This is a genomic window from Clostridium sp. HGF2, assembly GCF_964240115.1.
Classification (GTDB): domain Bacteria; phylum Bacillota_I; class Bacilli_A; order Erysipelotrichales; family Erysipelotrichaceae; genus Clostridium_AQ; species Clostridium_AQ innocuum.
The window spans coordinates 269,095-293,695 of record NZ_CAXSSO010000006.1 but is presented as its reverse complement, the minus strand read 5'-3'; the positions used below and the strand labels follow the sequence as shown (position 1 = coordinate 293,695).

Annotated in this window: 22 protein-coding genes; 16 read left to right on the top strand and 6 right to left on the bottom strand. The window is 41.4% G+C overall.

From position 1 onward, the window contains the following. Positions 1 to 547 precede the first annotated feature (547 nt). From ACESPQ_RS12690 to ACESPQ_RS12645, 10 genes are all read left to right on the top strand, one after another. On the top strand, positions 548 to 1,144 hold the full coding sequence (locus ACESPQ_RS12690; protein WP_002606867.1) for an RDD family protein: 597 nt from the start codon (positions 548 to 550) through the stop codon (positions 1,142 to 1,144). A gap of 576 nt (positions 1,145 to 1,720) precedes the next feature. Continuing rightward, positions 1,721 to 4,411 carry a PRD domain-containing protein gene (locus ACESPQ_RS12685; protein ID WP_373144438.1) on the top strand — a complete coding sequence of 897 codons (2,691 nt, stop codon included), beginning with the start codon at positions 1,721 to 1,723 and terminating at the stop codon, positions 4,409 to 4,411. Positions 4,412 to 4,427: 16 nt separating this feature from the next. After that, the gene (locus ACESPQ_RS12680; RefSeq protein ID WP_002606870.1) at positions 4,428 to 4,901 is read left to right on the top strand and encodes a PTS sugar transporter subunit IIB; all 474 of its coding nucleotides are present in this window, start codon (positions 4,428 to 4,430) and stop codon (positions 4,899 to 4,901) included. A gap of 37 nt (positions 4,902 to 4,938) precedes the next feature. Beyond that, entirely contained in the window at positions 4,939 to 5,712 is a 774-nt protein-coding gene (locus ACESPQ_RS12675; RefSeq protein WP_002606871.1) for a PTS mannose/fructose/sorbose/N-acetylgalactosamine transporter subunit IIC, read from the top strand. Continuing rightward, on the top strand, positions 5,699 to 6,505 hold the full coding sequence (locus ACESPQ_RS12670; protein ID WP_002606872.1) for a PTS system mannose/fructose/sorbose family transporter subunit IID: 807 nt from the start codon (positions 5,699 to 5,701) through the stop codon (positions 6,503 to 6,505). The genes ACESPQ_RS12675 and ACESPQ_RS12670 overlap by 14 nt, the downstream gene beginning before the upstream one ends. 3 nt (positions 6,506 to 6,508) lie before the next feature. Further along, complete coding sequence (locus tag ACESPQ_RS12665; protein WP_109770532.1) at positions 6,509 to 7,738, top strand: neutral/alkaline non-lysosomal ceramidase N-terminal domain-containing protein; 1,230 nt, start codon at positions 6,509 to 6,511, stop codon at positions 7,736 to 7,738. Beyond that, entirely contained in the window at positions 7,735 to 8,136 is a 402-nt protein-coding gene (locus ACESPQ_RS12660; RefSeq protein ID WP_002606874.1) for a PTS sugar transporter subunit IIA, read from the top strand. The genes ACESPQ_RS12665 and ACESPQ_RS12660 overlap by 4 nt, the downstream gene beginning before the upstream one ends. 23 nt (positions 8,137 to 8,159) lie before the next feature. Next, on the top strand, positions 8,160 to 9,053 hold the full coding sequence (locus tag ACESPQ_RS12655) for an AEC family transporter (RefSeq protein ID WP_373144437.1): 894 nt from the start codon (positions 8,160 to 8,162) through the stop codon (positions 9,051 to 9,053). 537 nt (positions 9,054 to 9,590) lie between these two features. Next, positions 9,591 to 10,355 carry a glucosamine-6-phosphate deaminase gene (nagB, locus tag ACESPQ_RS12650; RefSeq protein ID WP_373144436.1) on the top strand — a complete coding sequence of 255 codons (765 nt, stop codon included), beginning with the start codon at positions 9,591 to 9,593 and terminating at the stop codon, positions 10,353 to 10,355. 106 nt (positions 10,356 to 10,461) lie between these two features. Next, positions 10,462 to 10,710 (top strand): orotidine 5'-phosphate decarboxylase / HUMPS family protein, encoded by a 249-nt coding sequence (locus tag ACESPQ_RS12645; protein ID WP_002606877.1) that lies wholly within the window; start codon positions 10,462 to 10,464, stop codon positions 10,708 to 10,710. Positions 10,711 to 11,157: 447 nt separating this feature from the next. Here ACESPQ_RS12645 and ACESPQ_RS12640 read toward each other — a convergent pair whose 3' ends face one another. Next, positions 11,158 to 12,786 (bottom strand): GGDEF domain-containing protein, encoded by a 1,629-nt coding sequence (locus ACESPQ_RS12640; RefSeq protein WP_002606878.1) that lies wholly within the window; start codon positions 12,784 to 12,786, stop codon positions 11,158 to 11,160. A gap of 160 nt (positions 12,787 to 12,946) precedes the next feature. Between ACESPQ_RS12640 and ACESPQ_RS12635 the strand changes: the two genes are divergently transcribed. From ACESPQ_RS12635 to ACESPQ_RS12620, 4 genes are read left to right on the top strand one after another with little or no spacing between them, the layout of a single operon-like run. Further along, complete coding sequence (locus ACESPQ_RS12635; protein WP_118002415.1) at positions 12,947 to 14,686, top strand: ABC transporter ATP-binding protein/permease; 1,740 nt, start codon at positions 12,947 to 12,949, stop codon at positions 14,684 to 14,686. Then, complete coding sequence (locus ACESPQ_RS12630) at positions 14,679 to 16,334, top strand: amino acid ABC transporter ATP-binding/permease protein (protein WP_109770638.1); 1,656 nt, start codon at positions 14,679 to 14,681, stop codon at positions 16,332 to 16,334. Before ACESPQ_RS12635 ends, ACESPQ_RS12630 begins: the two co-directional genes overlap by 8 nt. Next, positions 16,334 to 16,654, top strand: coding sequence for a nitrous oxide-stimulated promoter family protein (locus tag ACESPQ_RS12625; protein WP_002606881.1), 321 nt, complete (start codon positions 16,334 to 16,336; stop codon positions 16,652 to 16,654). Before ACESPQ_RS12630 ends, ACESPQ_RS12625 begins: the two co-directional genes overlap by 1 nt. After that, positions 16,651 to 17,013, top strand: coding sequence for a YbaN family protein (locus ACESPQ_RS12620; RefSeq protein WP_009270174.1), 363 nt, complete (start codon positions 16,651 to 16,653; stop codon positions 17,011 to 17,013). Before ACESPQ_RS12625 ends, ACESPQ_RS12620 begins: the two co-directional genes overlap by 4 nt. Positions 17,014 to 17,091: 78 nt before the next feature. Here ACESPQ_RS12620 and ACESPQ_RS12615 read toward each other — a convergent pair whose 3' ends face one another. Together ACESPQ_RS12615 and ACESPQ_RS12610 are read right to left on the bottom strand one after the other, a co-directional pair. Beyond that, complete coding sequence (locus ACESPQ_RS12615; protein ID WP_373144435.1) at positions 17,092 to 17,508, bottom strand: YjdF family protein; 417 nt, start codon at positions 17,506 to 17,508, stop codon at positions 17,092 to 17,094. A 212-nt stretch (positions 17,509 to 17,720) separates the two neighbouring features. Beyond that, positions 17,721 to 18,527, bottom strand: coding sequence for a C39 family peptidase (locus ACESPQ_RS12610; protein ID WP_257337957.1), 807 nt, complete (start codon positions 18,525 to 18,527; stop codon positions 17,721 to 17,723). Between the two features lie 181 nt (positions 18,528 to 18,708). Between ACESPQ_RS12610 and ACESPQ_RS12605 the strand changes: the two genes are divergently transcribed. After that, positions 18,709 to 19,683, top strand: coding sequence for a PD-(D/E)XK nuclease family transposase (locus ACESPQ_RS12605; protein ID WP_373144434.1), 975 nt, complete (start codon positions 18,709 to 18,711; stop codon positions 19,681 to 19,683). Positions 19,684 to 19,912: 229 nt separating this feature from the next. On the opposite strand, the gene ACESPQ_RS12600 is transcribed toward ACESPQ_RS12605, so the two are convergent. From ACESPQ_RS12600 to ACESPQ_RS12590, 3 genes are all read right to left on the bottom strand, one after another. Next, positions 19,913 to 20,569, bottom strand: a complete 657-nt coding sequence (locus ACESPQ_RS12600) for a hypothetical protein (protein ID WP_002606886.1) — start codon at positions 20,567 to 20,569, stop codon at positions 19,913 to 19,915. A 6-nt stretch (positions 20,570 to 20,575) separates the two neighbouring features. Continuing rightward, positions 20,576 to 21,892: a M18 family aminopeptidase gene (locus ACESPQ_RS12595; RefSeq protein WP_002606887.1), complete on the bottom strand. Its 1,317-nt coding sequence runs from the start codon at positions 21,890 to 21,892 to the stop codon at positions 20,576 to 20,578. 284 nt (positions 21,893 to 22,176) lie between these two features. Further along, positions 22,177 to 23,601: an APC family permease gene (locus ACESPQ_RS12590; protein WP_065530417.1), complete on the bottom strand. Its 1,425-nt coding sequence runs from the start codon at positions 23,599 to 23,601 to the stop codon at positions 22,177 to 22,179. A 215-nt stretch (positions 23,602 to 23,816) separates the two neighbouring features. Between ACESPQ_RS12590 and ACESPQ_RS12585 the strand changes: the two genes are divergently transcribed. Further along, positions 23,817 to 24,431, top strand: coding sequence for an L-threonylcarbamoyladenylate synthase (locus ACESPQ_RS12585; protein WP_002606889.1), 615 nt, complete (start codon positions 23,817 to 23,819; stop codon positions 24,429 to 24,431). The last annotated feature ends 170 nt before the right edge of the window (positions 24,432 to 24,601 follow it).

Here is a 24,601-nt window from a genome sequence, read left to right as displayed (position 1 = left end):
AGATTCGGATTCTGTACAGTGCTTTCCTTTACCTTAATTCCGGTAACACGTTCAATAATGGTGTTGCGGGCGTACACGGATCCTTCATCCTCACGGGAAAGGGTGTACTTGAAGTATACATCATTGCAGTGATTCAATACAGTATTTGCTTTCGTATTTTCCATGACGAAAACCTCCTTCTGTAAGCTCATCATCACTTACATACTTCTATACGTTAAGAAGGTATGAAATTCCTAAAAAATCCACATATTCTTGATTTTTTTAATATATTCTCATAATAAGGGTTTTTTCATAGATACCAGGAGAGTTTGTTGTATCTCCGTTACAGCAGAGCCCTGTATACCGCCTGTATCGTTATGTGATGTAAGATTTCATAATCCGCACTTAATTCACTCAGAACTTCCAACAGTAAATTTTGCTGTTGCATCAATGAAGGAATGATATTTATAAAGAAAAATACTTGGAATGCGCTTTCATGTGTGTTATACTATGGTTGTTGAGTGGTATAGACCACTGGAAAACGTGATGTTTAAAGGAGATAGGGCATATGGAAGATACAGTAAAGCTGAAATGGTATTTTCGACTGTTTTCAAAACTAGATAATGAAGCATGTAATGTGGACATGACAAATCGTGCAGTAGCATGGGGGATTGATTGGATAGCTGGTTCACTGATTACTGCATTTCCTACTGTCATATTTTATATGGCTTTAACTAAAACACAGGAGGTCAACCAAAATCTGCTTGCATTTGATCAGCCTTATGGCTGGGTGGCAGGTATACTCAGCCTGCTGTTCTGCATCGCATATTATGTGATTTATCCTTATCGTCATAACGGTCAGACATGTGGAAAGAAATTCATGGACATGAAAATCGTTAAGCGGGATGGAAGTGATATTGATTTGAAATCATTATGTAAACGGCAAATTTTAGGTTGTATAATTCTGGAAGGCTGTCTGATTCCCGGGGGCAGCTACGTTTGTCAGCTGTTATCATTGGCAGCGGGATATGATCTGACGCTGGTTCTTGGTGTAGCAAGTGGTGTCATCTGCTTGTTGTCTATCTATATCGCAATGAAAAAGAAATCCAGAAGAATGATTCATGACTACCTGGCAGATACAAAGGTAGTCGCGATTGAGAAATAATGAAAGTTATTTATAAGCAGACTTCCATGAGGTCTGTTTTTTTATTTGTCAAGGCAAGGAATAAATTCATATATGAAGCATCTTTGGCAAAGCGTATGAAGTTCATGGTGAAGTTATTTAAATAACAACGAAATTTGACCAGCTAGCCAGTATGAATGAAGAGATATAAAAAGCTGCATAATCCGTATAATATGCCGGCATTCCGGATTCTTTTAAAAAGAGAGATTAAGTTACCATACTGTTCCCGGAATTATGCACTTACTATATTAAAAGTGTAAATTGACACGCTAAGGTTAACTGGCTCCCATGAAAAATATGGAAGAAGCGATGCATGGCTATCATCAGCTTTCTTTGATATACTTTGTGCATGAGAGAATTGTATTTTCTGAGAAGTGTAGAGCTGTCATAGATTGGAATAGTGTTTAAAATCGGGCAAGAAGTGTGTAAAACATTATGTATTTGAATAATTCTAATTTCTGTATGGCAATTCTTTTGGAAATTTAATTTTTTAAGCATCTCAGAGAATAAAATAAAGGTGCATAAGACCTAGGACCTTATGAGGAGGAAACACAGTATATGTATAGTGGAACAAAGAAATTAATTCTGGACTATCTGATGGATGAAACTGCATATCTAAAAAGAAAAAACAGGCATCATTATTCTTCCGCATATATTGCAGATAAGTTTATGATCAGCCGGAGTCTGTCAAGTCATTACTTAAACGATTTGTACAAAGAAGGGGAATTGATTAAGGTAAATGAAAGACCGGTACTGTATTTGCATAAGGATATATTACGTAGCCGCATTCGCGGAAAATCACTGCGAAGTGAATATGATACCGTTGAAGATCTGGAAGAGCTGCTGCATATGGGTGTTTCAAAATTTACAAATGTGATAGGGAGTGATTACAGCTTAAGAAGTAGTATCGAAAATATTAAAAAGGCACTGCACTATCCACCACACGGACTTCCAATTGTACTTTGCGGAAAGCCGGGTTCTGGAAAACGGTTTCTGAGCAGACAGATATATGCATACTGTCAGGCAGAACGGCTGATCAGTGAAAATGCAGAATATACCTACATATCCTGTGATACCATCGAGGAGCCTGAGCTCTTTACATTGCTGTTTGGAAAGAATGATGAAAAGAGCAATGAAACAGGGATATTAAAGAATTCAAAGTATGAGTATATTGTATTTAACAGCTTTCGAAATGCAGGAAAAAACATTCAGAATGCACTGGCAGACTATATAGATGAGGGTGCGGCACTGAATGGGCCGAAGGCAAAGCTGATCTTTCTTTGTAATCAGCAGCTTGAAATGACGTTTACACAACAGTTGCTGGGACGCCTTTTGACGATTGTAACGATACCATCACTGAAAGAGCGGACAATCTATGAAAAGGAATCACTGATTCTGCATTTCATACGGGAAGAATCAAAAAAGGTTCAAAAGGGCTTGAAGATTACAGATTACTTCATGGAGCTGATGATTGCACAGGATTTTGAAGACAGCATAGAACAACTGCAAAGTGCGATTGTGCGATCCTTCTTCCATGCTTATGAGAAAAAGGAAGAGCATATCTGTCTGGATGTATCCTGTATTCCAAGTGAATTAAAATACAGGGTGAGCGTTTATGATAAGGAGCATGCCTATCTTCTGGAGGAATATCAGCTGATATACCATGGAATCACAAAGGAGCTGTTTTATGATATCCTGCGGTATGCCGAGGAATATTATTATGATACGGCATCAAAATCCGGGAAGAGGCTGTATGCGGCGGTCGAAAAGTTTAATGATCATATTATTTTCCGCCTGCCAAAGTTCCAGAAGAGCTTGGAGCAGTATAAAGCAATCATCCAAAGTGTCACCGATATCTGTCACTCTCGCTCAAATATTTCCTTCAGCAACAATATGCAGAATCTGATGGTATTTTCTTTATATTGCCAGTCGATTGAATATCAGATATTCTATGAATTTATGGAGCGGTATGAGGAAAGTATCAAAACACTGCTCACAATGCTGTATGATGTTGAATCAAAGGAATATCAGGTTTACAGCGAAGTGGAATTTTTGCTGCATAAGACATTTTCCATAGAAACCAATGCCTTCCTGAAGCTGCTTATGATTCTGAATTTAAAGTACGATCAAACAGCATTTGACAATGATTATGCAGTAGGCTTAATCATCTGTCATGGTTATTCAACTGCTTCCAGTATTGCGAATGCCGCAAATGCATTGCTGGCAGAGCAGGTCTATGTGGCATTTGATATGCCTCTGGATGTACAGGTGGATGAAATCGTAAAGAAAATTGATACCTATCTGAATGAAAAACAGTTTTTGGATAATGCGTTGATTCTGGTGGATATGGGATCTCTGGAGCTGATAGGCAATAAAATCAGAAATCGTTATGATATCAATATCGGTATCATAAACAATACGACGACCTCTATGGCTCTGCATATCGGATATGGTATCCTTCAGAAAAGAAATATTCAGGAAATCCTGCAGGAAGCGAGTAAACAAACGGTTTGTACGTATAACTTTATTCAAAAAAAGGCGAAGAAAAAAGCAATTATCTTTACAAGCGAAAGCGGAATGTCTACTGCTGAGAAGATAAAAGCTCTGTTCCAGGACAGTATTCCCAAAACGATACCGATCCAGCTGATATCATATGATTATTATCAGATTCTGAATGAACAGACGCAGGAGGAAATATCGGGTTCCTATGATATTCTGTTTGTCGCAGGAACAATGGATCCAAAGCTTGCGGGATCTGATTTCATCGATTTGGGAGATATTATCAATCTGCGTGCAATACGCCGTATCAATGATATATTCAGAAATTATATGGGAGATGATGAAATACAGCAGTTTAACGATGATCTACTAAAGAATTTTTCATTGATCAATGTCATTGAATCTTTAACCATTCTAAATCCAAGGGCCTTGCTGGATATCGTTGAAAAATCAATACATCTGCTTGAGCGTGAGCAGTCTTCGAAAATCGATCCGAAAATTCTGATAGGTCTGTACGTGCATATCTGCTGCTTTGTAGAGCGCATGGTAAAACGCATACCGGTGAAAACGTATCCCGATTTGCAGAAATTCGAGGTTGAACAAAAGGATTTCATACATCATATGAGAATAGCATTTCAGGAGCTTTCACAGCATTATGGAATAGAGATTCCCTGCAGTGAGATTGCATATATTTATGATTATATGCACATTCTGAATGGAAATGATAAAGAGGTTTATAGTGATGAATAGGAAAGGAGAATGAAATATGGCAATCGTTTTAACAAGAATCGATAATCGCCTACTGCATGGTGTGGTAGCGACGCAATGGGCACCGTCAACCGGCTGTACCCGCTTAATGGTCATTGACAATGAAGTGGCAGATGATCCGCAGAAAAAGGAAACCATGAAATTCGGGCGGCCCAGTGGCGTAAATTTGTCCATTATCAATGAGGAGACAGCTCTTACAAATTTTAAAAACCATAAATATGACACACAGAAGGTGTTTATTGTGACGAAGCATCCGGACATTCTGTTGAAAATCGCAGCTGTTGAGCCGTTGAAAAAAGTTAATATCGGGGGGACTGTGAGAATTGAAAACGGTGTTGAGCTGTCAAACCGTGCGATGGCAGATGAAAAGGATATCATCGCATATAAGGAATTGACGAAACTAGGCGCAAAAGTCGAGATACAGTATGTGCCGAGTGATAAGGCGACACCGTTTGAAGCTATTGTTAAATAGGAAAGGAGATTGATCTAGTCCTAGATCAAATATACATATGAATGCTATACAAATAATTTTAATTACATTGCTGGCCGCTTTGAAAAAGGTTGACCAGAAGGGGCCGCAGATTTTTATTTACAACACTGTATTCTGGGGGTTTTTAGCCGGTGCTATTATGGGGGATATCATGACAGGGATGGCAATTGGTGCCACCTTTCAGCTGATGTCGCTGGGAGTTGCGGCAATCGGTGGAACATCAGTTCCGGATTATCAGATTGGAGCCATCATTTCTATTGCGATAGCAGTCAGTACCGGACAGGGAATTGAGGCAGGAATCGCAGTTGGTCTTCCTGTAGCTATGCTTGCTGTACAGTTGGATGTACTTGGGAATATCGCACATGGTATCTTCGTGCGCAAGGCTCAGACATATGCGACGGAAAGGAAATGGAATTCCTTCAATATGATGTATATTATCTGTATCATCATAACCGCATTAACGACTGGATTACCTACCTTTCTTGCTGTAGCATTTGGTGATGTGCTTGTCACCACGATTATAGATGCCATGCCGGTCTGGTTCACCTCCGGTTTATCACTTGCCGGTAAAATATTACCGGTTGTAGGATTTGCTGTTTTGCTGAAATATATGCCAGTTAAACAGAATATCGAATATCTGCTGATTGGGTTTGTATTTGCGGCATATTTAAATGTTCCTGTTTTGGGAGTGGCAATTGTTGGAGCTGCATTAGGTTTCAAGCTGTATAAGGATCAGAATCGATCTTTGGAAATGGCGGTATCTGCAGGAGGTGAACAGTATGATGACGAATAATGAAAAGAAAGCGATTTTATCAAACAAGGATTTAAATCAGGTAGGAATAAGATGGTTCATGTCCATTGAAACTTTCAATTACGAAACCCAGCTTGCCGGTTCCTATGCTTTTGCTGTAATGCCAGCACTTCGTAAAATTTATAAGGATGATAGCGAATTGACGGAAGCGATGGATAACCATTTTAAATATTTCAATTGTATGCCTTGGCTGACAAATTTGATTCTGGGGGCTACTCTAGCATTAGAGGATAATCAGGGTATACAGGCTAAGGATGCTGTTCAGGACCTTAAGGTATCTTTGATGGGACCGCTTTCCGGTATTGGTGACAGTATCTTCTTTATTCTGATACCAACAATTTTGGGTTCGATTACAGCATATATGGCACAGGATGGAAATCCTTTGGGCATGATTGTATGGTGTATATATGGTATCGTAATCGGTTTTATCAGGATTAAGTCTGTATCCTGGGGATATAAGGGCGGACTAAAGCTTGTGAATGAGCTTGGCAAAAAGTTGTCTGTTTTTACGAATTCAATATCAGCAATGGGATTAACTGTTGTCGGTGCTTTAATACCATCCCTTGTGAAAGTGACAACACCTCTTGTATTTAAAATGGGCGAGGTAACACAAGAGGTTCAAACAATTCTGGACACCATTATGCCTGCGATGATACCTGCAATATTCACATTCATCTCCTATAAGCTGTTGGGAAGAAATGTAAAAATATCATGGCTTATCCTGATTATCATCGTGTTTTCCTGGATTTGTGCAGCTTTTGGAATTCTGGCTTGATTTATGCTTGTATCAACCACTGCAATTGATATAACACCGCATTGTCCCGTAAAGCTGTGCGGTTATATCAATGACATAAGACTTGCCCAGAGAACACAGACCGCTCATGCTCCAATTTATGCAATAGCACTGCGTCTTGTCCTTGAAAACAGTCAGCTACTGATTTTGACAATGGATATCCTTAGTATTATGAAAAACAGAGCTGAGCAAATAAAGGATAGTATAACACAGGCATATTCCATAAAAAAAGAAGAAATATTCATCCATGCAATTCATACACATGCCGGACCAAGTGGATTCAGTGCAGATGCTATGGGGAAAGAATATGAGGATAATGTTACATATAGAGAGGATGTGATATCCAGAATATGTACAGGATTAAAACCTGTTTTTGCAAAAGCTGAAGAAGCTCGTGCATTTATGGGGAAAACAGAAATTCATGGCTTTTATGATAATCGAAATGACAGGAACAGGTATTATGATGCAGATGCATACAGGCTTCAGTTTCGAAGCGATGATCAGCTGATTGCTGAGCTTGTGAATCTTAATGTTCATTCTACTGTACTTGGTCCTACTAATATGGAGATATCCTATGATCTTATCGGTACGATACGTGAGGAATTGCATAAAAGAGAGAATATATATCCTTTACTCTGTATCGGTACCTCGGCAGATATCAGCAATCGCCATTACCGCGAGGGTGATGATTTTAAAGAGCTTAATCGTACTGCGAAAGGAATCACCAATCAATTGCTGGAAATACAAAATTTTACTGAGATTGATATGCACACACTTAAGCTGGATACCTTTTCCTATACCGTTTCCTACGACAATACATTGCTGTTTTCCGGTTATCAGAAGGAACTGGAAGAAATACAAAAAAATCTGGAGGCGGAAACGGATAAAACAAAAAGAAAGCTGCTTCTTTCATCCAAAGACAAATTCGAAAGCAAGCTGCTTATTCATAAGGTACATAAGGAACTGAAGCTGTCACTGTTGCGCTTTCCAGAACTCTTGTTGGTAACCTTTCCAGGAGAACTAACATCCGTGTTTGGTAAATATATAAAAGAACAAGCAAAAACTCCCTTTACCTGTATAATGACCTGTACCAATGATCATCATGGTTATTTTATTGAGCAGGATCAATATGGAAGGTGTTATGAAGCAACTGCTACTTTAATTCCAAAGGGAGAGACAGAAAAAATGATAAAAAAACTGGGGGAACTATTATGAGACGACTTGTTATCGCATCACATGAACGTATGGCGGAAGGTGTAAAAAATACATTGGATTTCATAACAAATAGCAGTTTCTCCGTATATGCTGTAAATGCATATACTACACAGATACCGTTGGAGAACCAGCTACAATCTGTTTTTGAAGAATTTGAAACAGAGGATGAAATTGTAATTCTCACAGATATGTTAACCGGGAGTGTAAATCAGGCATGTATTCCCTATCGTAATGATCATGTATTCCTTATGACAGGTTTCAACATACCGGCAGCTCTTGAAATACTATTGTATCCGCAGGATAAAAAACTGAGTGAGAAAGAACTCCTGCGTATTGTGGAAACAGCAAGAGCACAGCTGCAGTTGGTTGTGAGTACAGAGGAACTGGAAGACGAATAAACATGGAGCTTTCTATCCTAATTATGAAGCAGCTGCTTGTTATGTTTTCACTGTCAGGTATTGGATTCTTGCTGGCAAAGTTGAAGCTTATTAGCTATGAGGGCTGTAAAGAGCTCGTAAATCTTCTGTTGTATGCGGTCATACCACTGACTGTACTTAACTCCTTTCTGGTCGAAAAGACACCGGAAAAAACACAGCTTCTTTTATATTCACTGTTGCTGAGTCTTGCAGTTTTCGCTGTTTCTATGCTGTTATCCTACATTATATATGGGAAAAGAAAAAGAGTTGAAAATTTCTCAGCAGCATTCAGTAATGCGGGCTTCATTGGTATCCCACTGGTACAAGCAACTGTTGGACCACGCGCAGTATTTTATATTGCAGGCTTTGTAGCCTTTCTGAATATATTCCAATGGATTTATGGTGCTTATGTTATGGGAGCGGAACGAAGGGTGATTTCTTTTCAGGTAATTGCTAAAAATGCTGTTCTGTTATCCTTTATAACAGGCTTTACTCTATATTTATGCGACTTGGGTAATATCCTTTTTATAAAGGATATAGCAAATACCGTAGCAAATATGAATTCACCGCTGGCGATGATCATAATCGGTGTTTATATGTCGCAGATTTCTTTTATGAGAATGTTACAAAGAGAAAGCAGTTATATCTGCAGCCTGTGTCGCCTTTTCGTGATTCCATTGGCCTCTCTTGGCTTACTTGCTGTGATTCCCTTAGATTGTTATGAGGTGAAAGTAGCGATATGTATTGTACTTTCTGCACCTGTGGGTGCTAATGTAGCTATGTTTGCTCAGAAATTTCATCAGGATTATACATATGCAGTAGAAATAGTAATATTATCAACACTGATGTCTGTTGTAACACTTCCATTGATTGTTTATGCCGCACAGATTGTTTTATAAATATACATTTTGCATAAAAAATCCCAGACAGGGATTTTTTTAGGTTCTTTCTTACTTAAGGGTGTTTGCAAAAGGGAGATTTCAACTTCTATTGTTAACCACAATAGTATGGAAGTCTCCCTATGTTAAGTTTACCCACAATCGAGAAAGAACCTTTTTTTATCTATTACTTATCTATTTATCTCTTATCCTCGTTCATTGCATAATCTGAACATTGTATGTTTATCAGAGGTTCGTATAATTGAACGGCTGTTGACTTTGACTTTACGTTACTTCTGTATACAGTAAGCGCGTATTGCTTCCGGATTCCTTTTTCAATTTTAAAGGTGATAGATGCATATCAAATACGTGCAAGGATATATTCATCATAATGAAAAGCAGTCTTAGGATTGCCGAAATTCATATAAACAATAAAATTTTTTAATATTATAGACGGATATAGAACAATAATTATTAAAATTGAAAAATTTGATTACAAAATTATTGACTATAATAATTTATGGCGTTATGATATAGTTGTAAAAGGAGGCTACAAACATGAAAATTATCGTATGTAAGGATTATGATGATGTCAGTAGAGTTATGGCAGAAAAGGTGGTCGAACAAATTCGTAAAAAACCTAATTTGGTATTCTGTCTGCCTGCGGGGAACTCTCCTATCGGGATGTACAAATATCTTGTTCAGATGTACAAAGAGGGAAAGGCTGATTTCTCACAGCTGAGAACATTTGATATGGACGAATATGCAGGGCTGACTCCGGACGATTCACACAGCTTCATTTATTTTATGCATCAGCACTTTCTGGATCATGTCAATATCAATATGGATAATGTACGTTATCCGAAAGCAGATGCAGCAGATCTGGATGCGGAGTGTAAACAGTATGCGCAGGAAATCATTGATGCGGGCGGTCTGGATATCGCAATCACCAGCATTGGTGATGATGGGCATATTGCATTCAATGAACCGGGAGAGTATTTACTGCCACGCACACATGTCGTTAAAATGGATGAGGCAACCAGACAGCAGAATGCAAAAGCATTTGCTGACTGTGCAGGAGGTGTTCCGGAATATGCGATTACAACCGGTATGGAAGAACATATGAAAGCCAAAAAATATTATGTCGTTTGTTCTGGCACCCACAAAGGAAAGCTATTGCATAAGCTGTTCGAAAATGAAAGGCTGGATCCTAAATTTCCTGTTTCCTGGCTACGTATGCACCCGGATGTTGAATTTATCATAGATGAGGCAACTGCTGCAGAAATTCAGGAGGATGCACTGGAATATTACAGAGAGAAATAAACATAACGGCTCATTTGATTCTCACATCAAATGGGCATTTTATGAAGTCTTTGATACTATACAGCATAGAAAACAAATCAGAATATTTCAAAGGGAAAGGAAAGATATGAAGCTGCAAATTGCAACTGATATTGCAAATACCGAGACAGTATTCAGCATAGCGGATGCAGTCCATGATGTTATTGACATACTTGAGGTTGGAACACCGGTAATCACGAAGGAAGGACTAGTACCTGTATACCATGTAAAACTAAGATATCCGAATCTGTGTGTGTTTGCCGATACAAATATCATTGATGGCGAAGCTATGGAATGTGAGGATGCCTGTAAAGCTCATGCGGATATCGTAATGTAAGGGCAATGGCAGATACTGCAACAATGAAAGAGGTTGTTGATACAGAGAACCACTACAAGTCGTTAATTTTATTTGGATGACAGACGGTTTACAGATGCTATACATAGGGAATAAATTCTGGCTTATGTGCTTGTATGATTTTTTTAATGATAATATTCCATTTCCATATGAAAAAGCGGTCTCTTGATAGAGACCGTTTTCGTGCAATATTGTAGCTGCATTATATTGGTTATGAATTGGTTTCCTATAGAAATTCAGGTAAAAGATGATCATGTAAAATATAATATTTCTTGGGAGAATCAGAATCATCGCTCAATAGGAGGTATCCTGCTTTATTATCCCATAAGAAAGTTTTATCCTATATTTCTAAAAGCGACATTATTTAAACCATCTAAGTATGCTGACACAGGATGGGAAAACAAAGATTTTTAAATATTACCAGCATCCTTACAAATTCCGGGATTTCCTTTTATCCTCATACATAGCTTGATCTGCCATGACCAACAGCTTCTGAATTCCCTTATTCCGGGATGTATTGCTGGAAAATCCCTTTGCTATTGATAAAGGAAGCTCAGCCGTTTGATTATATTCTTTCAGTCTTTGATCCAGCAGGCTGAACACTGCCTGTGCGGACATATAATTTTTCTCGCTGAGAACTACAAATTCATCCCCACCTACCCGATATATTTGTCCGATATCTGTAAACACGGTATGCAGGAGGTCGGCAGCACTTCGAATAATGGTATCTCCGGCATGATGTCCGTAGGTATCATTGGTATGCTTTAGATTATTGATATCAAACATAAAGACCGTCAGAGGAGCATCTGGTTTTAGCTTTGCCATTTCCTGACAGCGCTGTTCGTATGCAGAGCGATTCCGTGCTTTTGTCATGGTATCCGTATAGGCAAGCTGGCGGTAAAACTGAATCTGTTCCTGCTCCTGAGACAGCAGATAAACCTTATGAAAGGAAAAGCAGCTCAGCATGACGATAAACAATAATAATCCGACAATGAAGAATATATTATAGTCATCCATTGGATGCAGGTAAAAGGCAGTTAGTGCCACTGTGGAGAATAGGGCAAGGATAAAGAAGGCAAGCAGTATATTGCGGGAATAATCCGTCTTATACAGGCGAACCTCACGAATCAATGCAAACAGCAAGGCGGCAATACTAACCATCATCAACAGATGGGTAAATGGCAGCATCTGTACAAAATCCAGGATGCCTGCCTGATAAAGAATACACTGGACAATGGTATTTCCCAACAGTAAAAGCTGAAGCAGGGTCAGGGAACGGCACCGCAGCTTTAATGCGTCATTTATAAAGACCAGAAGCGGGATTGGCATAAGCATAAAGCTGCAGAAGGATAATAAAACGATACGCAGACTGCCGCTCACATACAGCTGTAATATAGGAGAATCTGTAAGCAGCCACAGTGCTGTGAGGAAAATGAAGCTCATAAGCGCATATAGCGATGTTTTAGACAACCAGAAGCTGCGGTTCTTCAGCCATATAATCAAAAAAACAAGAATGATGTCAAGCAGTAGCAGCAGGATTACTGTGATAATGATTCCGGCATTCTCCTGTAAAATATAAAAAGCAAAAGAGGATGCGGAAACCAGCATTGGATATTCTATATCAGAGGAAACATTTGAGTAATTGTTTTTGAATTTCAGAAGCAGCTCTTTGCCACTGTCTTCTGATGTAACCGGCATACGCACATATACATTACCTAATAATTTAGTATCATCGCGATGATAGCCGTAATCCAGGCGGACTTCGTTATCGATACAAATCTGTACACCGCGGTAGTTGTTTCTGATCACAAGCATAGTATCCTTCGCTATCTGTGGCAGTGTCCTTTTTCTACTGAAGGTTTTATCACGTATATCTGTCTTTGCCTCAGCTTGAGCGGCTCCATCCTTCCAGCCGTTCTTTAATACCTCAATATCATTGGATTTCGGTGGTATAACAGCTGCCGGCGGTGTCTTTTGCGGAAAAATAACAGATACCACAAGACATAAGCCAATAATCCACAGGCATATGTAAAGAAGCAGCATTTTCTTTCTTGTCATCCTTCCACATCCTTTCTATCCTGATAATTTTAACATACTTTTCATGCACATTATATTTTTTGTTAAATTATCACATAAAAAACTGTTTCACATTGACACTGATTGTTAACTGTGGTAAACTTTTATCCGATAAGTTATCTTAAACTAACAAGGAGGTACTATGATTGACAAACGACTTTTAAAAGAGATGCCGGAAACAAAGCCATATATCATGAAGCAGGTAGCGATGCAGTGGTTCTCTCTGCTATGCAATATTGTCTTTGTGGCACTGCTGGCAAATGTACTTTCACACATATTTAATAAAACCGTCAATGAACAGCTTCTGCTTCTGACAACGTGCGGAGTCATTTTGTGCATCGCACTAAGAGCAGTCTGTGTCCGAAAAGCGAGCTTATATTCCCATGAAGCTTCCTGTCATGTGCGTGAGCAGCTTCGCATGCGACTGTTCAAAAAGCTGCTGGAAATGAAAAGCAGCTATACCGAAAGCGCACCGACAAGCGAGCTGGTGCAGTTGAGCGTAGAAGGCATTGACCAGCTGGAGATTTACTTCGGCCGATATCTTCCCCAGTTTTTCTACAGTATGCTTGCCCCGGTTACACTATTCCTGATTCTTGTATGGATGGATGTAAAAAGTGCACTTGTACTCTTACTCTGTGTACCACTCATTCCAATGTCTATTATCGCAGTACAGAAATTCGCAAAGAAGCTGCTATCCAAATACTGGAGCAGCTATACGACGCTGGGAGACAGCTTTCTGGAAAATCTGCAGGGTCTTACCACGCTGAAAATATATCAGGCGGATGAATGGAAGCAGCAGGAGATGAATAAGGAAGCGGAAAATTTCCGTAAAATTACGATGAAGGTACTGACTATGCAGTTAAATTCTGTCAGTGTCATGGATCTGATTGCATATGGCGGTGCTGCTCTGGGCAGCATTGTCGCAATTCTTGGTTTTCAAAACGGCAGTCTGTCATTATTTCAGGTGATTTGTATTGTATTGCTATCCTCAGAATTCTTTATACCGCTGCGTCTGCTGGGCTCCTTCTTTCACATTGCAATGAATGGAATAGCAGCCAGTGATAAAGTATTCCGTATTCTGGACAAACCGCAGAAGCAGGCAGAACAAAAGCAATGGAAAGCAGAGACAGTGGATATTCAGCTGCGTGATTTGAGCTTTTCCTATGATGAACAGCGCACTATCCTGAAGCATGTCTATATGCAGCTTAAGCCTGGTCAGTTTACTGCTATCGTTGGAGAAAGCGGTTCGGGTAAGAGTACGATCGCCAAGCTGATAGCGGGCATTATCAAGGATTACCACGGGCAGCTGCTGATTGCGGATACACAGCGAAGAGACATTGATGATGATGCCTTTTATCAATCCTTTCTGTATGTCAGTCATCAGCCGTTTATCTTCAAGGGCAGTGTTCGTGAAAATCTGGCAATTGCAAAGGACTCTCTAAGTGAGGAAGCAATGCTGGAGGCACTACGTAAGGTGGCATTGCTTGATTTCGTCATGGAACAGGGCGGATTGGATATGGAACTGCAGGAACAGGGTAATAATTTATCGGGCGGACAGAAACAGCGTTTATCCATTGCAAGAGCATTGCTTGCACAGCGGGATGTTTATATCTTTGATGAGGCCGCAAGCAATATCGATGCAGAGAGTGAGGATGCAATTGTTTCCGTTATTCATAAGCTGGCAGAAACAAAAACGGTAATCATGATTACGCACCGGTTAAAAAGCATAAAAGGCTGTGACCAGATCTATGTGATTGAACAGGGTACCTGTCAGGAACACGGAAGACATGAGGAGTTACTGCGTTTGCGGGGAACCTATGCAAGGATGTATGAAAAACAGCAGGAGCTGGAAGCTATGGAAGGAGCTGAACAGTATGCATAAAACAGGAAATATTCGATTGATGGCACGTATGAGTCTGCTTGTAAAACCGCTTGCCCCCCATATGCTGCTGGCTGTGTTTCTTGGTGTAGCCGGTTTTCTGTGTGCGATTTACATTCCGTATTTCAGTGCACTTCTCATCAGCCATATTGCCATACAGGCAGCGGATTTCCCAATTGGCGTGTTCTTTGTCATTATGCTGGTGCTGGCATTTCTTCGCGGTATTTTACATTATGGGGAACAGGCCTGCAACCACTATATTGCATTTAAGCTGCTTGCCATTCTGCGGGATAGGGTATTCACCGTTCTGCGTCGCCTTGCTCCGGCGCGGCTGGAGGGGCAGGACAAGGGAAATCTGATTTATCTGATCACCAGTGATATTGAAGCACTGGAGGTGTTTTATGCACATACGATTTCTCCTGTGCTGATTGCAGTTGTCACATCCGGCATACTGCTGATACAGTTTGCGAAAATGCACATCCTGTTCTTTATGATAGCATTGCTCGGATATCTGTTCTGTGGCGTCCTGCTGCCTCTCATCATAACAAAGCTGGGAACGCAGGAGGGCCGTCAATCCCGGGAGGGGTTTGGAAGATTGAGCAGCTATGTGCTGGAATCTCTTCGCGGAATGCAGGATGTGCTGCAATATCGTATCGGAAGTCGACGTATGGAGGAAATGCAGAGAAAAAGTGAAGAGCTGCACGATACAGCAAAGCGTCTGAAGCTGCACGAAGGGACCTCTTCGATACTCGGAAATGCAGTTGTTACGCTATTTACTCTGCTTATGCTGCTGGGCGGCTGTCTGCTGTATCTGCAGGGGGCGGTAAGCTTTACAACGGTGTTGATGAGTACCGTGCTGATGGTATCCAGCTTTGCGCCGGTTCTGGCGCTTGCCAGTCTTTCCAATAATCTACTCATTACCATGGCAAGTGCGAGACGTGTGTTGCAGCTGCTGGATGAAAAAGAAGAGGTTGAAGAAATCAGCGGAAAAAAACAGGCAGTCAGCGGGGATATTAAAGTGGAGAATCTGAGCTTTTCCTATGAGGAGGAAGAGGTGCTGCGCAATGTGCAGGCAACCTTCAAAAAGGGAAAGATTACCGGAATTCACGGAAAAAGCGGTTCCGGGAAATCAACACTGCTGAAGCTGATCATGCGATTCTGGAATGTATCACAGGGCAGTATTTCTGTGCACGGCGTTGATTTAAAAGATATCAATACCTCGGATCTGCGTAATATGCAGAGCCTGGTAACACAGGAAACGGTTCTGTTTCATGATACTATTTTCAATAATATTCGAATTGCAAAGCTGGATGCCTCTGTCGATGAGATTGAAGAAGCCTGCCGCAAAGCGGGAATTCATGAGTTTATCATGTCACTGCCAAAGGATTATGCGACACCGGTAGCAGAGCTTGGTGATTCTCTTTCCGGAGGAGAGCGTCAAAGGATTGGCTTGGCCAGAGCATTTCTACATGATTGTGACTGTATCCTTTTGGATGAACCAACCAGTAATCTGGATGCGTTGAACGAAGCAGTTATTCTGAAAAGCATTCAGGCACAGAAGGATAAAACGATTCTTCTGGTATCGCACAGACCAACTACCATGCGCATTGCGGATACGGTGCTTTCTGTGGAATCCGGGAGAGTCAGCTGATGGAAGCCGCAGCCAAGCGCGAAAAGGAAAAGCAGGTCATACAGGAAATGATATCCCTGTACTGCCGGAAACAGCATCATGGACAAAGCCTCTGTAAGGAATGTCAAACGCTTTGCAGGTATGCACATCAGCGCATAGACTGCTGTCCGTTTATGGAAAGCAAGACCTTCTGCAGCAACTGCAGCGTGCATTGCTATCAAAAGGAACGGCGTGAACAAATCCGCAGGGTGATGCGCTTCAGCGGACCAAGGATGCTTCTGCACAGACCGCTCATGGTCATTCAGCATATGTGGCTGTCACGAAAGGAGAGACATACATGAAACCTGTTTATTTTATCATCGGTATCGTATCTATGCTGCTGGGAGCCGTCGGTGTTGTGCTTCCTGTTCTGCCTACGACACCGTTTCTGCTTCTTTCCGCCTGGTGCTTTGCGAAAAGCTCCCGGCGCTTTCACTGCTGGTTTATCTCAACAGCACTTTATAAAAATCATCTGGATTCCTTTGTACAGCACCGCTCCATGACATGGAGAACCAAGCTTTCCCTACTGGCATTTGCCAGTACTATGCTGTTATTTGCCATGTATTTTATGAGTAACCTGTGGCTGCGTCTGTTTTTGCTTGCACTCATGCTCTTTAAGTATTACTATTTCCTCTTTCGCATTAAAACGATACGGGAATAAGATTTCATTAAAGCATTGTATGTATCAGATAAAAAGGTATGCACGCGCATACCTTTTGTTAGTTGGTAACGTAAAGGGTCAACGGCCCTTATGCTTTGCCTTTTTCTTCATCTGCCGCAGACGAAACGCTTCCTTCTGTCCTTCTCTGTTCTCCTTTCGTCTTTCAGCTTTCAGCTCTGCGCGTTCCTCCTGCTGCTGTTTTACTGCAAGCTGTGATTTTGTAAGGGAAAGCCCTGTATCCTGTGCCTTGCGGGCTAAACGCTGCATGCGTTTGGGATTTCGATGGCTTGCCTTTGAGCGCACGGTTTCCACAGGAGCCTGAAAACTGATGGAATACCAGCAGCCTTTCAGCCATTCATATACCACCTGTTCACTGGGTTCACTTCCAAATACGATTCGCTTCAAATACAGCAGCTGCTGTTCACGGTATTCAAACAAGCCAATCCAGAAAGGGTCTTCAAAGAAGACAGTAAAGCTTAGCGAAGTCTGATTCATAATGCTTCCTCCTTATATACTTCATAAGGAAACGGACAACCAAGGAGGCAGGTTACTGACAATTCTCATTGCGTCTGGACTACCAACCAGACTGTGTTTTTATTCCGTTATTATACTATCAGGAGTGAACGCAATCGTCAACAGATTATCCGTGCTGTATAGTTTTAAAGTAGTATAGTTCAAGAATCTTTTCCTGCAGGCCTTCTAAGAAATCACCATATATAGGCAGGTTCTTCATTTACCAGGATGGCACGTACCAGCTCCTGAGCAGTAAACTGCTTCAACCCCCTGTGTACCTCATCCTGAACAGGCGGATATGGATCTATGATGTAGTAGGACGTAATCTGATCCTTATTTTTTTCATAACCGATCACTATCACCATATGGTTTGCATGTGCAAGTGCAGGATATAAAGCATTTAAATCAACTGCGGCAAAAACTGGATATCCGTCATCTATATTTTGTATACAGCGGCGTGAAAATGTTTCTGAAGCATCCTGCGTGTGGTCATCTGGCGACAGTGTCTGTACATGATAGCCTGGCTCATCAGCTGAGGGTATGCTAGTGCCGGGAAACAGGTAGCTGTTTAAGACTCTTGCCATATCCACATATTCCGTTCCGGTTACAGGATCTGTATGAAGCTGCTGTGCCAGGTGCTGCTGGGTGCTTTCTATAGCGTGATAGCGAAGTGCCATCTGTAAACAAGCCGGTACACAGTAATATGAAGTTTCCTGCATACTCTGAACAATAGGAAGCTTATTCTGTATATGTTCATCATCCGTTTCGCTCTGTTCACGTTTCTCAGGCATGTTCTCCGTATCACTTTCCATAAGAGAACCTTCCTTTTGTCTGTCAGCAGCTGCAAAAGCGCCGTTTCTGTCAAAATGCTGTGCAGATAGGCCGGTGTAAATCGTTCCGTAAACCGGTATCTGTGTGCACGCTGTGCGCATAATGTATGCAAATAGAAAAACAATGATACTAGTTAACAGAATAAGGATACTGCCGTAGGTTCGTTTCATACAGGTACGTTCTCCTTTCATTATCTATACGAGGCAGAGATAGTATATATTTCATTTCACTGCAATAAAGAAATCAGAACCTAAAAAAATCAAGAATATGTGGATTTTTTAGGAATTTTATACCTTCTTAACGTATAGAAGTATGTAAGTGATGATGAGCTTACAGAAGGAGGTTTTCGTCATGGAAAATACGAAAACAAATACTGTATTGGATTACTGCAATGATGTATTCTTCAAGTACGCCCTTTCCCGTGAGGATGAAGGATCTGTGTACGCCCGCAACACCATTATTGAACGTGTTACCGGAATTCGGGTAAAGGAAAGCACGGTCCTCAATCCGAATCTGGATCCGGGCATCATCGGAAAGAAGCGCATTATTCTGGATGTCCATGTGAAGGATGAGCAAGGTCGTTTTTTTAATCTGGAAATGCAGACGACCTATGCAGGAGTAGCGGAAATGATGCGCTTTGAATTTTATGGGGCCAGAGCATTGAACAACCAGCTGGATAGCAGTGAGAAGTACAGGGATTTAAAGCCGGTATATCAGATTATTTTCATTGAAAAACGCGCATGGAATAATAAAAATCTGATCAACCACTATCAGATGCGCAATGAGCAGGGGGAAGATGAGAGTAAACACCCACTGATTAGAAGAACCTACGTCCATCTGCCTGTTATCAATGAAATCGCTAAGAAAAAGGCCATCCAGAAAATGGATGACTTTGAACAGCTGTGCTTCTTGTTTGAAAACAATGCGAAAAATGATATACTGGAATCAAAGGAAAGGCTGGTGAAGGTATTCGTGAACAAGTACGAGGAAATGCAGAAGGATGACGAGCTGTGGTCAACCGCAATGGCGATTCAGATGGGGGAGGCACGTTATCGCTACGGCTTGGAGGACAGCTTTGAGGAGGGGATGAAGGAAGGTATCATAAGAGGTAAAGCAGAAGGTAAGGCGGAAGGTATGATTGAAGGCAAGCTTGAAGGAGAGAGACAACTCTTACATAGGCTCATGGAAGCCAAATTTCAGGAAGACTGTACAGCATGGCTACAGTCATTAACCGAGGACCAACTGCATATCGTATCCAATTTACTTTTGGAATGTGATACCTTAGAGTCAGTCAAAAAACAATTAAATAGACGCAACACCATATAAGAATACTTCATCAACAGCACCTTTATACCTATGTCTGTACAAAGTAATGGTTATTTATGTGTCTAACCGAAAGAAGTCATGAACAGCATATTTATAATAAAGGAATCAACAGATGCAATACGAAAATTTTTACAAATCCATACATACCTTGCAGCCTATTTATTTAACGGCTGCGATAAAAAAGCTCTCAGCGTAATTACAATGATTTGCTGAGGGCTTTTCATGTCTGCTATATCACTGCTTCAAATTGCGGCTTGATTTTTCGTTTCATAATGAAAAAGGAAATCACCAGCAGAAGATAGGTAATATCAAAATTAGCATATGCGGCAGGTGTCACGATTTTTATAAATACACATGCGACAATTGCAATGATATCCATACGCATATAGAAGCTGCCGAACTGGTAGCGTTTCACGATTCTTTTGCGTATCAGGAAATTTTTCATTGCAATTCCACCGGCGATACAGGCAACGATGACATCTACCAGATAATTCACAATAAATTTCTGATCCATCAGATTTTTAAAGAAGAACAGCACGATACAGAGTGAGAAAACATACCAGATACTGCTGATTTGCATTTTCTCATAATCCTGATTGCGTATTTTTCGTTTCATATCCTTATATACATTGCCACGGGATAGCTTTGTCGTATATTCTTTCAGATCCCTGGGAATTACCAGCGTTGCTTTCTTTCTGTTTTTCATGCCCTCGAGACATTGTTCAAGGGCGGTATTAACAATGATATTGATATCCGCATCGGATGTATTGCTGTGCAGTACATAGTCATAGAAACGCATAAATTCTTTATGATAATCCTCATCCAGCTTTTTCATCAGGTAGAGATTGTCAATATGAATTTTTTTCTGACTGCTTTGATTTTTCATGGAGACCTATGCGACCTCAATCGTTTCGCTGTCGGTAATATGAAGATTGGTGTTATAGAAGGTTGTCAATGCACGAATCATATACTCACTGTCTTTGATACCTGCGGTTTCATAGGAGGAATGCATGGCAAGCTGAGCCAGTCCGATATCCACAGTATGCATGGATACCTTCTGGCTGGAGAGATTTCCAAGTGTGCTGCCTCCTGCTGCATCACTTCTGTTAGCAAAATGCTGAACAGGAACCTCTGCTTTTTCACAGATTCCCGCAAAGACTGCCGAGCTGACTGCATCGGTTGTATATTTCTGATTCGCACTGAATTTCACAACGATTCCCTTATTCATATAGGTGCAGTTTGTATCATCTGTCTTTTCCGGATGATTCGGGTGTACTGCATGTGCATTGTCACAGGATACCATGAAGCTTTTCGCAACAGCACGGTAGTAATCCTCTTTTGTGTAACCAAGGTTGTCGTTGATTCTCTGCAGAACATCATACAGGAAGGTTGAGCATGCACCCTGCTTGGTTCCGGAACCGACCTCTTCATTGTCAAAGCAGGCAAACACATTGACTGCTTGTTCATTTGTCCCGTGCAGTAAGGCTTTCAGGGATGTGAATGCACATTGCAGATCGTCCAGCTTCGGTGATGAGATGAATTCCTCCTTCACTCCCCAAATGCTTGGGGTCATGCGGTTCACCAGATACAGGTCTGTCCCGAAGATGTCCTCTTTTGCACAGCCCAGTTCATCGGCAAGCAGCTGGGCATAATCACCCTCATTGCATTCTCCGGCTGAGAACAGCGGCAGCATATCTATCTGATTGTTATATTTCATACCGTTATTTACATCACGGTTCATATGAATGGCAACATTGGGAATCAGAAGCAGATCACGGTCAAAGCTTACCAGCCTGCTTGTAAAGGTGTTTCCTTCTTTCACAAGAACACGTCCTGCTAAAGACAGCGGGCGATCCATCCATGTTGCGCACAGCATACCGCCATAGCCTTCCGTATTCAGCTGCAGATAGCCGCCCTTTCCCTTCAGCACTGCTTCTTCCTTAACCTTAAAGGTTGGTGAATCTGAATGGGATGAAGTAACCTGAAAGTGGTAATCCTCCAGACTGCTTCCAATGTGGAAGGCGATCAGACTGGAGCCGTTTCTTGTAGTGAAGTATTTTCCGCCCTTTTCCAGCGTCCAGGCTTCACATTCCCGTAATTCCGTATAGCCGTCTTCTAGCAGCATATCTTTCATAGTGTTCACTGCATGAAAACAGCTTGGACTTTTCTGAATGAAGCTTAGTAATTCGTTCGCAATATCTTTATACATAATTGATTTATCCTCCTGTAATCTACACGTACAGTATAGCATGGTATGCTTACGGGGTAAACATGCCCAATGATATACCAGATCAGCGGAAGGGGGATTTCCTGCAAGGAAATCATACCCTGTGCACAGCATTTTCTATAAATATTTTTTGGAGTCTATGCTAACCTCTCAGACGATTTACCACATTCCTCCTGCAAGAAGGGTGAGCAGTAAAGGGAAAAGGTATAATTCATAGGATGAGCCAATAGTAAGAAAGACAAGACCGGCTGATCTTGTCTTAAGGTTTATGCCTTTTCGTTTCTTTTGATAACCGGCAGAATCACACCAAGTGCTGTCAGTACGACTGGTGTGATGACATTCAGTGCTGTGGTGAACATGTCTCCCGGTGTATACATACCCATGATACAGCATGCAGCAGTCAGAATAAAGCACCAGATACCAAAGGTCATAGCGACTCCCTGATTCTTAACAAACCGGTATTCTGGCTGAAATTTGTTTCGTGCCGTACGCAGTGCGATATAGGCGGCAAATACCCATAGATACCGCATAGGCATAGTGACAGAATTCAGCTTGTTCAGCTGTGCAAGCACGCTGGCAGCACCAGGCACGAAGGACTGAATCAGAATAATGCTTCCGGACAAAATGACAACCATCCAGATTCCGTTGATATAAGCACCATATTTGTTTTTCTTAAGCAGTCCGGATGGAATAAACTCTCTGGCTTCCTCGTTGTCCAGCAGCATACGCAGCGGAGCATCAATACTTAATACCAGGGTTGAGAACTGACCGATCATGTTGCACAATGCATAAATAATCAGCAGTGCATCTCCCATGTGATAGTAGCCGCCCAGCTTCTGGAATGCCCAGTAGGAGCCGTTGGATACATAGGAATTAAAGGATTCCTGTGTTCCGTTAATTACGGCAGGATCAAACATCATACCCATTGCAATCGTACCCAGAATGGCACATACAACAACCATGATTGCCAGTGTAATCATACCCTTCGGGAAGCCCTTGCTTGGATTTTCCACCTTATTAACATAAGGGGAGATCTTTTCACAGCCACCCACGGCAAACACCAGAATGGACAGCGATGTAAAATACTGCAGATTAAACTGCGGGAAGATATTGTCCCAGCTGAAATCCGGAGTGACAAAGCCGCCGTTTGGATTGATGAGCGGTGCGGCAAACATCATAAGAATGTACAGTATGGACATGATGAACATACTGCTTCCGGCAATCGTCGCCAGCTTCTTCAGCGGATTTAAACCGCGGCTTGCGACCCAGCAGAAGAACAGGAAGACTGCCAGCGTACCCAGCTGTACATAAACGGTTGGAAATGTGTCATACGTTTCCGCATTGCGAAACACTGCCCAGCTAAGTGCTTTTAGTCCACCGCTGCCTTTACTTGCGATGTATGTAATGTGACATGCCCAGTAGGTCCACCCGGCATAGTAGGCGAATTTCGGACCAATTGTTTCATTGATCCATGAGCTGACTCCACCACCGGAGTCTTTGAATGCGGATCCCAGTTCTCCGACCATGAGCGCATACGGCACAAAGTACAGAGCAAACATCAGAATCCAGCTGAATATAACCTGAATACCATTGAAGTATACGAAGCCGTTTAATACATTTCCAAAACCCCAAACGGTAGAAAATGCCATAAACGCAAGGTTATACCAGACTATTTTCTTTGAACTTTCCATTTTTACCCTCCTTAGAATATAAATGTCGAGCCTAGCTATCATACCATAGGTAGTTCATAAACTCCATGATTTTTCAACATTTTGTTCGCAAAATATACTACAATTTCCAGATTTTGTTTATGATTCTCCATTAACTTTCCATCATTTTCTATCCACTGTATGTTTTGTGGAAATTCTGTGCTACAATGCTGATAAACAGAAAGGAAATGATGAACATGGAAACCAGACGGTTTGATAAAAAGGATGTAAAGGAAGTCGCAGAGCTGTTGAAAAACGGGAAGGTTGTGGCATTTCCTACAGATACGGTGTTTGGTCTGGGGGTCATTTATGAAAATGAGGAAGCCTTGCGCAAACTGAAGGAAAGCAAGGGACGTCCGGAGAATAAGCCGATTCCCACCATGGTTGCGGATGTGGAGCAGATGAAGTGTATCGCACAAATGCCTGCAGAAGCTGTGGCACTGGCGGATGCCTTTATGCCGGGAGCATTCACTATGATCTTGAAAAAACAGGAGACGCTGCCGGATTATGTGACGAACGGATTTCCTACCGTGGGAATCCGGATGCCGGATGATCCATTTGTATTGCGTCTGATTAAGGAATGCGGAAAGCCGCTTCTGGTAACGAGTGCAAACCGTTCCGGAGAGGAAACTGGTGTTCGGGATGAGCAGGTGCTGGAACAGCTGGACGGCAGAATTGATGCGATTGTTTTAGGAGAAGCAAAAGGCAAGCTGGCGAGCACGATCGTAGATATGAGCGAAGAAGAACCGCGCATTGTCCGTGAAGGCCCAATCTCTGCGGATGATATCAAAAGGGTGTTACATAACGCATAAGGGATAGCTTCTGCTGAATTTCATATAGTTATATTGTCAAGATAAATACAGGAAAATCAGAAAAATTGAAAATCACTGTCCGTTAATGGCTTTGTTTTTTCATGATTTCTGATTTTTTTCAGCCCTCTTTTCATGAGATGGATTTGTGATAAAATGAAATCATAGAAAGC

Excerpts from the sequence above, each read along its gene's own strand:
- ACESPQ_RS12665 (WP_109770532.1), top strand. The coding sequence starts at position 6,509 with ATGCTTGTATCAACCACTGCAATTGATATAACACCGCATTGTCCCGTA.
- ACESPQ_RS12675 (WP_002606871.1), top strand. The coding sequence starts at position 4,939 with ATGAATGCTATACAAATAATTTTAATTACATTGCTGGCCGCTTTGAAA.
- ACESPQ_RS12670 (WP_002606872.1), top strand. The coding sequence starts at position 5,699 with ATGATGACGAATAATGAAAAGAAAGCGATTTTATCAAACAAGGATTTA.
- ACESPQ_RS12660 (WP_002606874.1), top strand. The coding sequence starts at position 7,735 with ATGAGACGACTTGTTATCGCATCACATGAACGTATGGCGGAAGGTGTA.
- ACESPQ_RS12685 (WP_373144438.1), top strand. The coding sequence starts at position 1,721 with ATGTATAGTGGAACAAAGAAATTAATTCTGGACTATCTGATGGATGAA.
- ACESPQ_RS12600 (WP_002606886.1), bottom strand. The coding sequence starts at position 20,569 with ATGAAAAATCAAAGCAGTCAGAAAAAAATTCATATTGACAATCTCTAC.
- ACESPQ_RS12690 (WP_002606867.1), top strand. The coding sequence starts at position 548 with ATGGAAGATACAGTAAAGCTGAAATGGTATTTTCGACTGTTTTCAAAA.
- ACESPQ_RS12645 (WP_002606877.1), top strand. The coding sequence starts at position 10,462 with ATGAAGCTGCAAATTGCAACTGATATTGCAAATACCGAGACAGTATTC.
- ACESPQ_RS12595 (WP_002606887.1), bottom strand. The coding sequence starts at position 21,892 with ATGTATAAAGATATTGCGAACGAATTACTAAGCTTCATTCAGAAAAGT.
- ACESPQ_RS12635 (WP_118002415.1), top strand. The coding sequence starts at position 12,947 with ATGATTGACAAACGACTTTTAAAAGAGATGCCGGAAACAAAGCCATAT.
- ACESPQ_RS12630 (WP_109770638.1), top strand. The coding sequence starts at position 14,679 with ATGCATAAAACAGGAAATATTCGATTGATGGCACGTATGAGTCTGCTT.
- ACESPQ_RS12640 (WP_002606878.1), bottom strand. The coding sequence starts at position 12,786 with ATGACAAGAAAGAAAATGCTGCTTCTTTACATATGCCTGTGGATTATT.
- ACESPQ_RS12585 (WP_002606889.1), top strand. The coding sequence starts at position 23,817 with ATGGAAACCAGACGGTTTGATAAAAAGGATGTAAAGGAAGTCGCAGAG.
- ACESPQ_RS12620 (WP_009270174.1), top strand. The coding sequence starts at position 16,651 with ATGAAACCTGTTTATTTTATCATCGGTATCGTATCTATGCTGCTGGGA.
- ACESPQ_RS12605 (WP_373144434.1), top strand. The coding sequence starts at position 18,709 with ATGGAAAATACGAAAACAAATACTGTATTGGATTACTGCAATGATGTA.
- ACESPQ_RS12610 (WP_257337957.1), bottom strand. The coding sequence starts at position 18,527 with ATGAAACGAACCTACGGCAGTATCCTTATTCTGTTAACTAGTATCATT.
- ACESPQ_RS12680 (WP_002606870.1), top strand. The coding sequence starts at position 4,428 with ATGGCAATCGTTTTAACAAGAATCGATAATCGCCTACTGCATGGTGTG.
- ACESPQ_RS12625 (WP_002606881.1), top strand. The coding sequence starts at position 16,334 with ATGGAAGCCGCAGCCAAGCGCGAAAAGGAAAAGCAGGTCATACAGGAA.
- ACESPQ_RS12615 (WP_373144435.1), bottom strand. The coding sequence starts at position 17,508 with ATGAATCAGACTTCGCTAAGCTTTACTGTCTTCTTTGAAGACCCTTTC.
- nagB (WP_373144436.1), top strand. The coding sequence starts at position 9,591 with ATGAAAATTATCGTATGTAAGGATTATGATGATGTCAGTAGAGTTATG.
- ACESPQ_RS12590 (WP_065530417.1), bottom strand. The coding sequence starts at position 23,601 with ATGGAAAGTTCAAAGAAAATAGTCTGGTATAACCTTGCGTTTATGGCA.
- ACESPQ_RS12655 (WP_373144437.1), top strand. The coding sequence starts at position 8,160 with ATGAAGCAGCTGCTTGTTATGTTTTCACTGTCAGGTATTGGATTCTTG.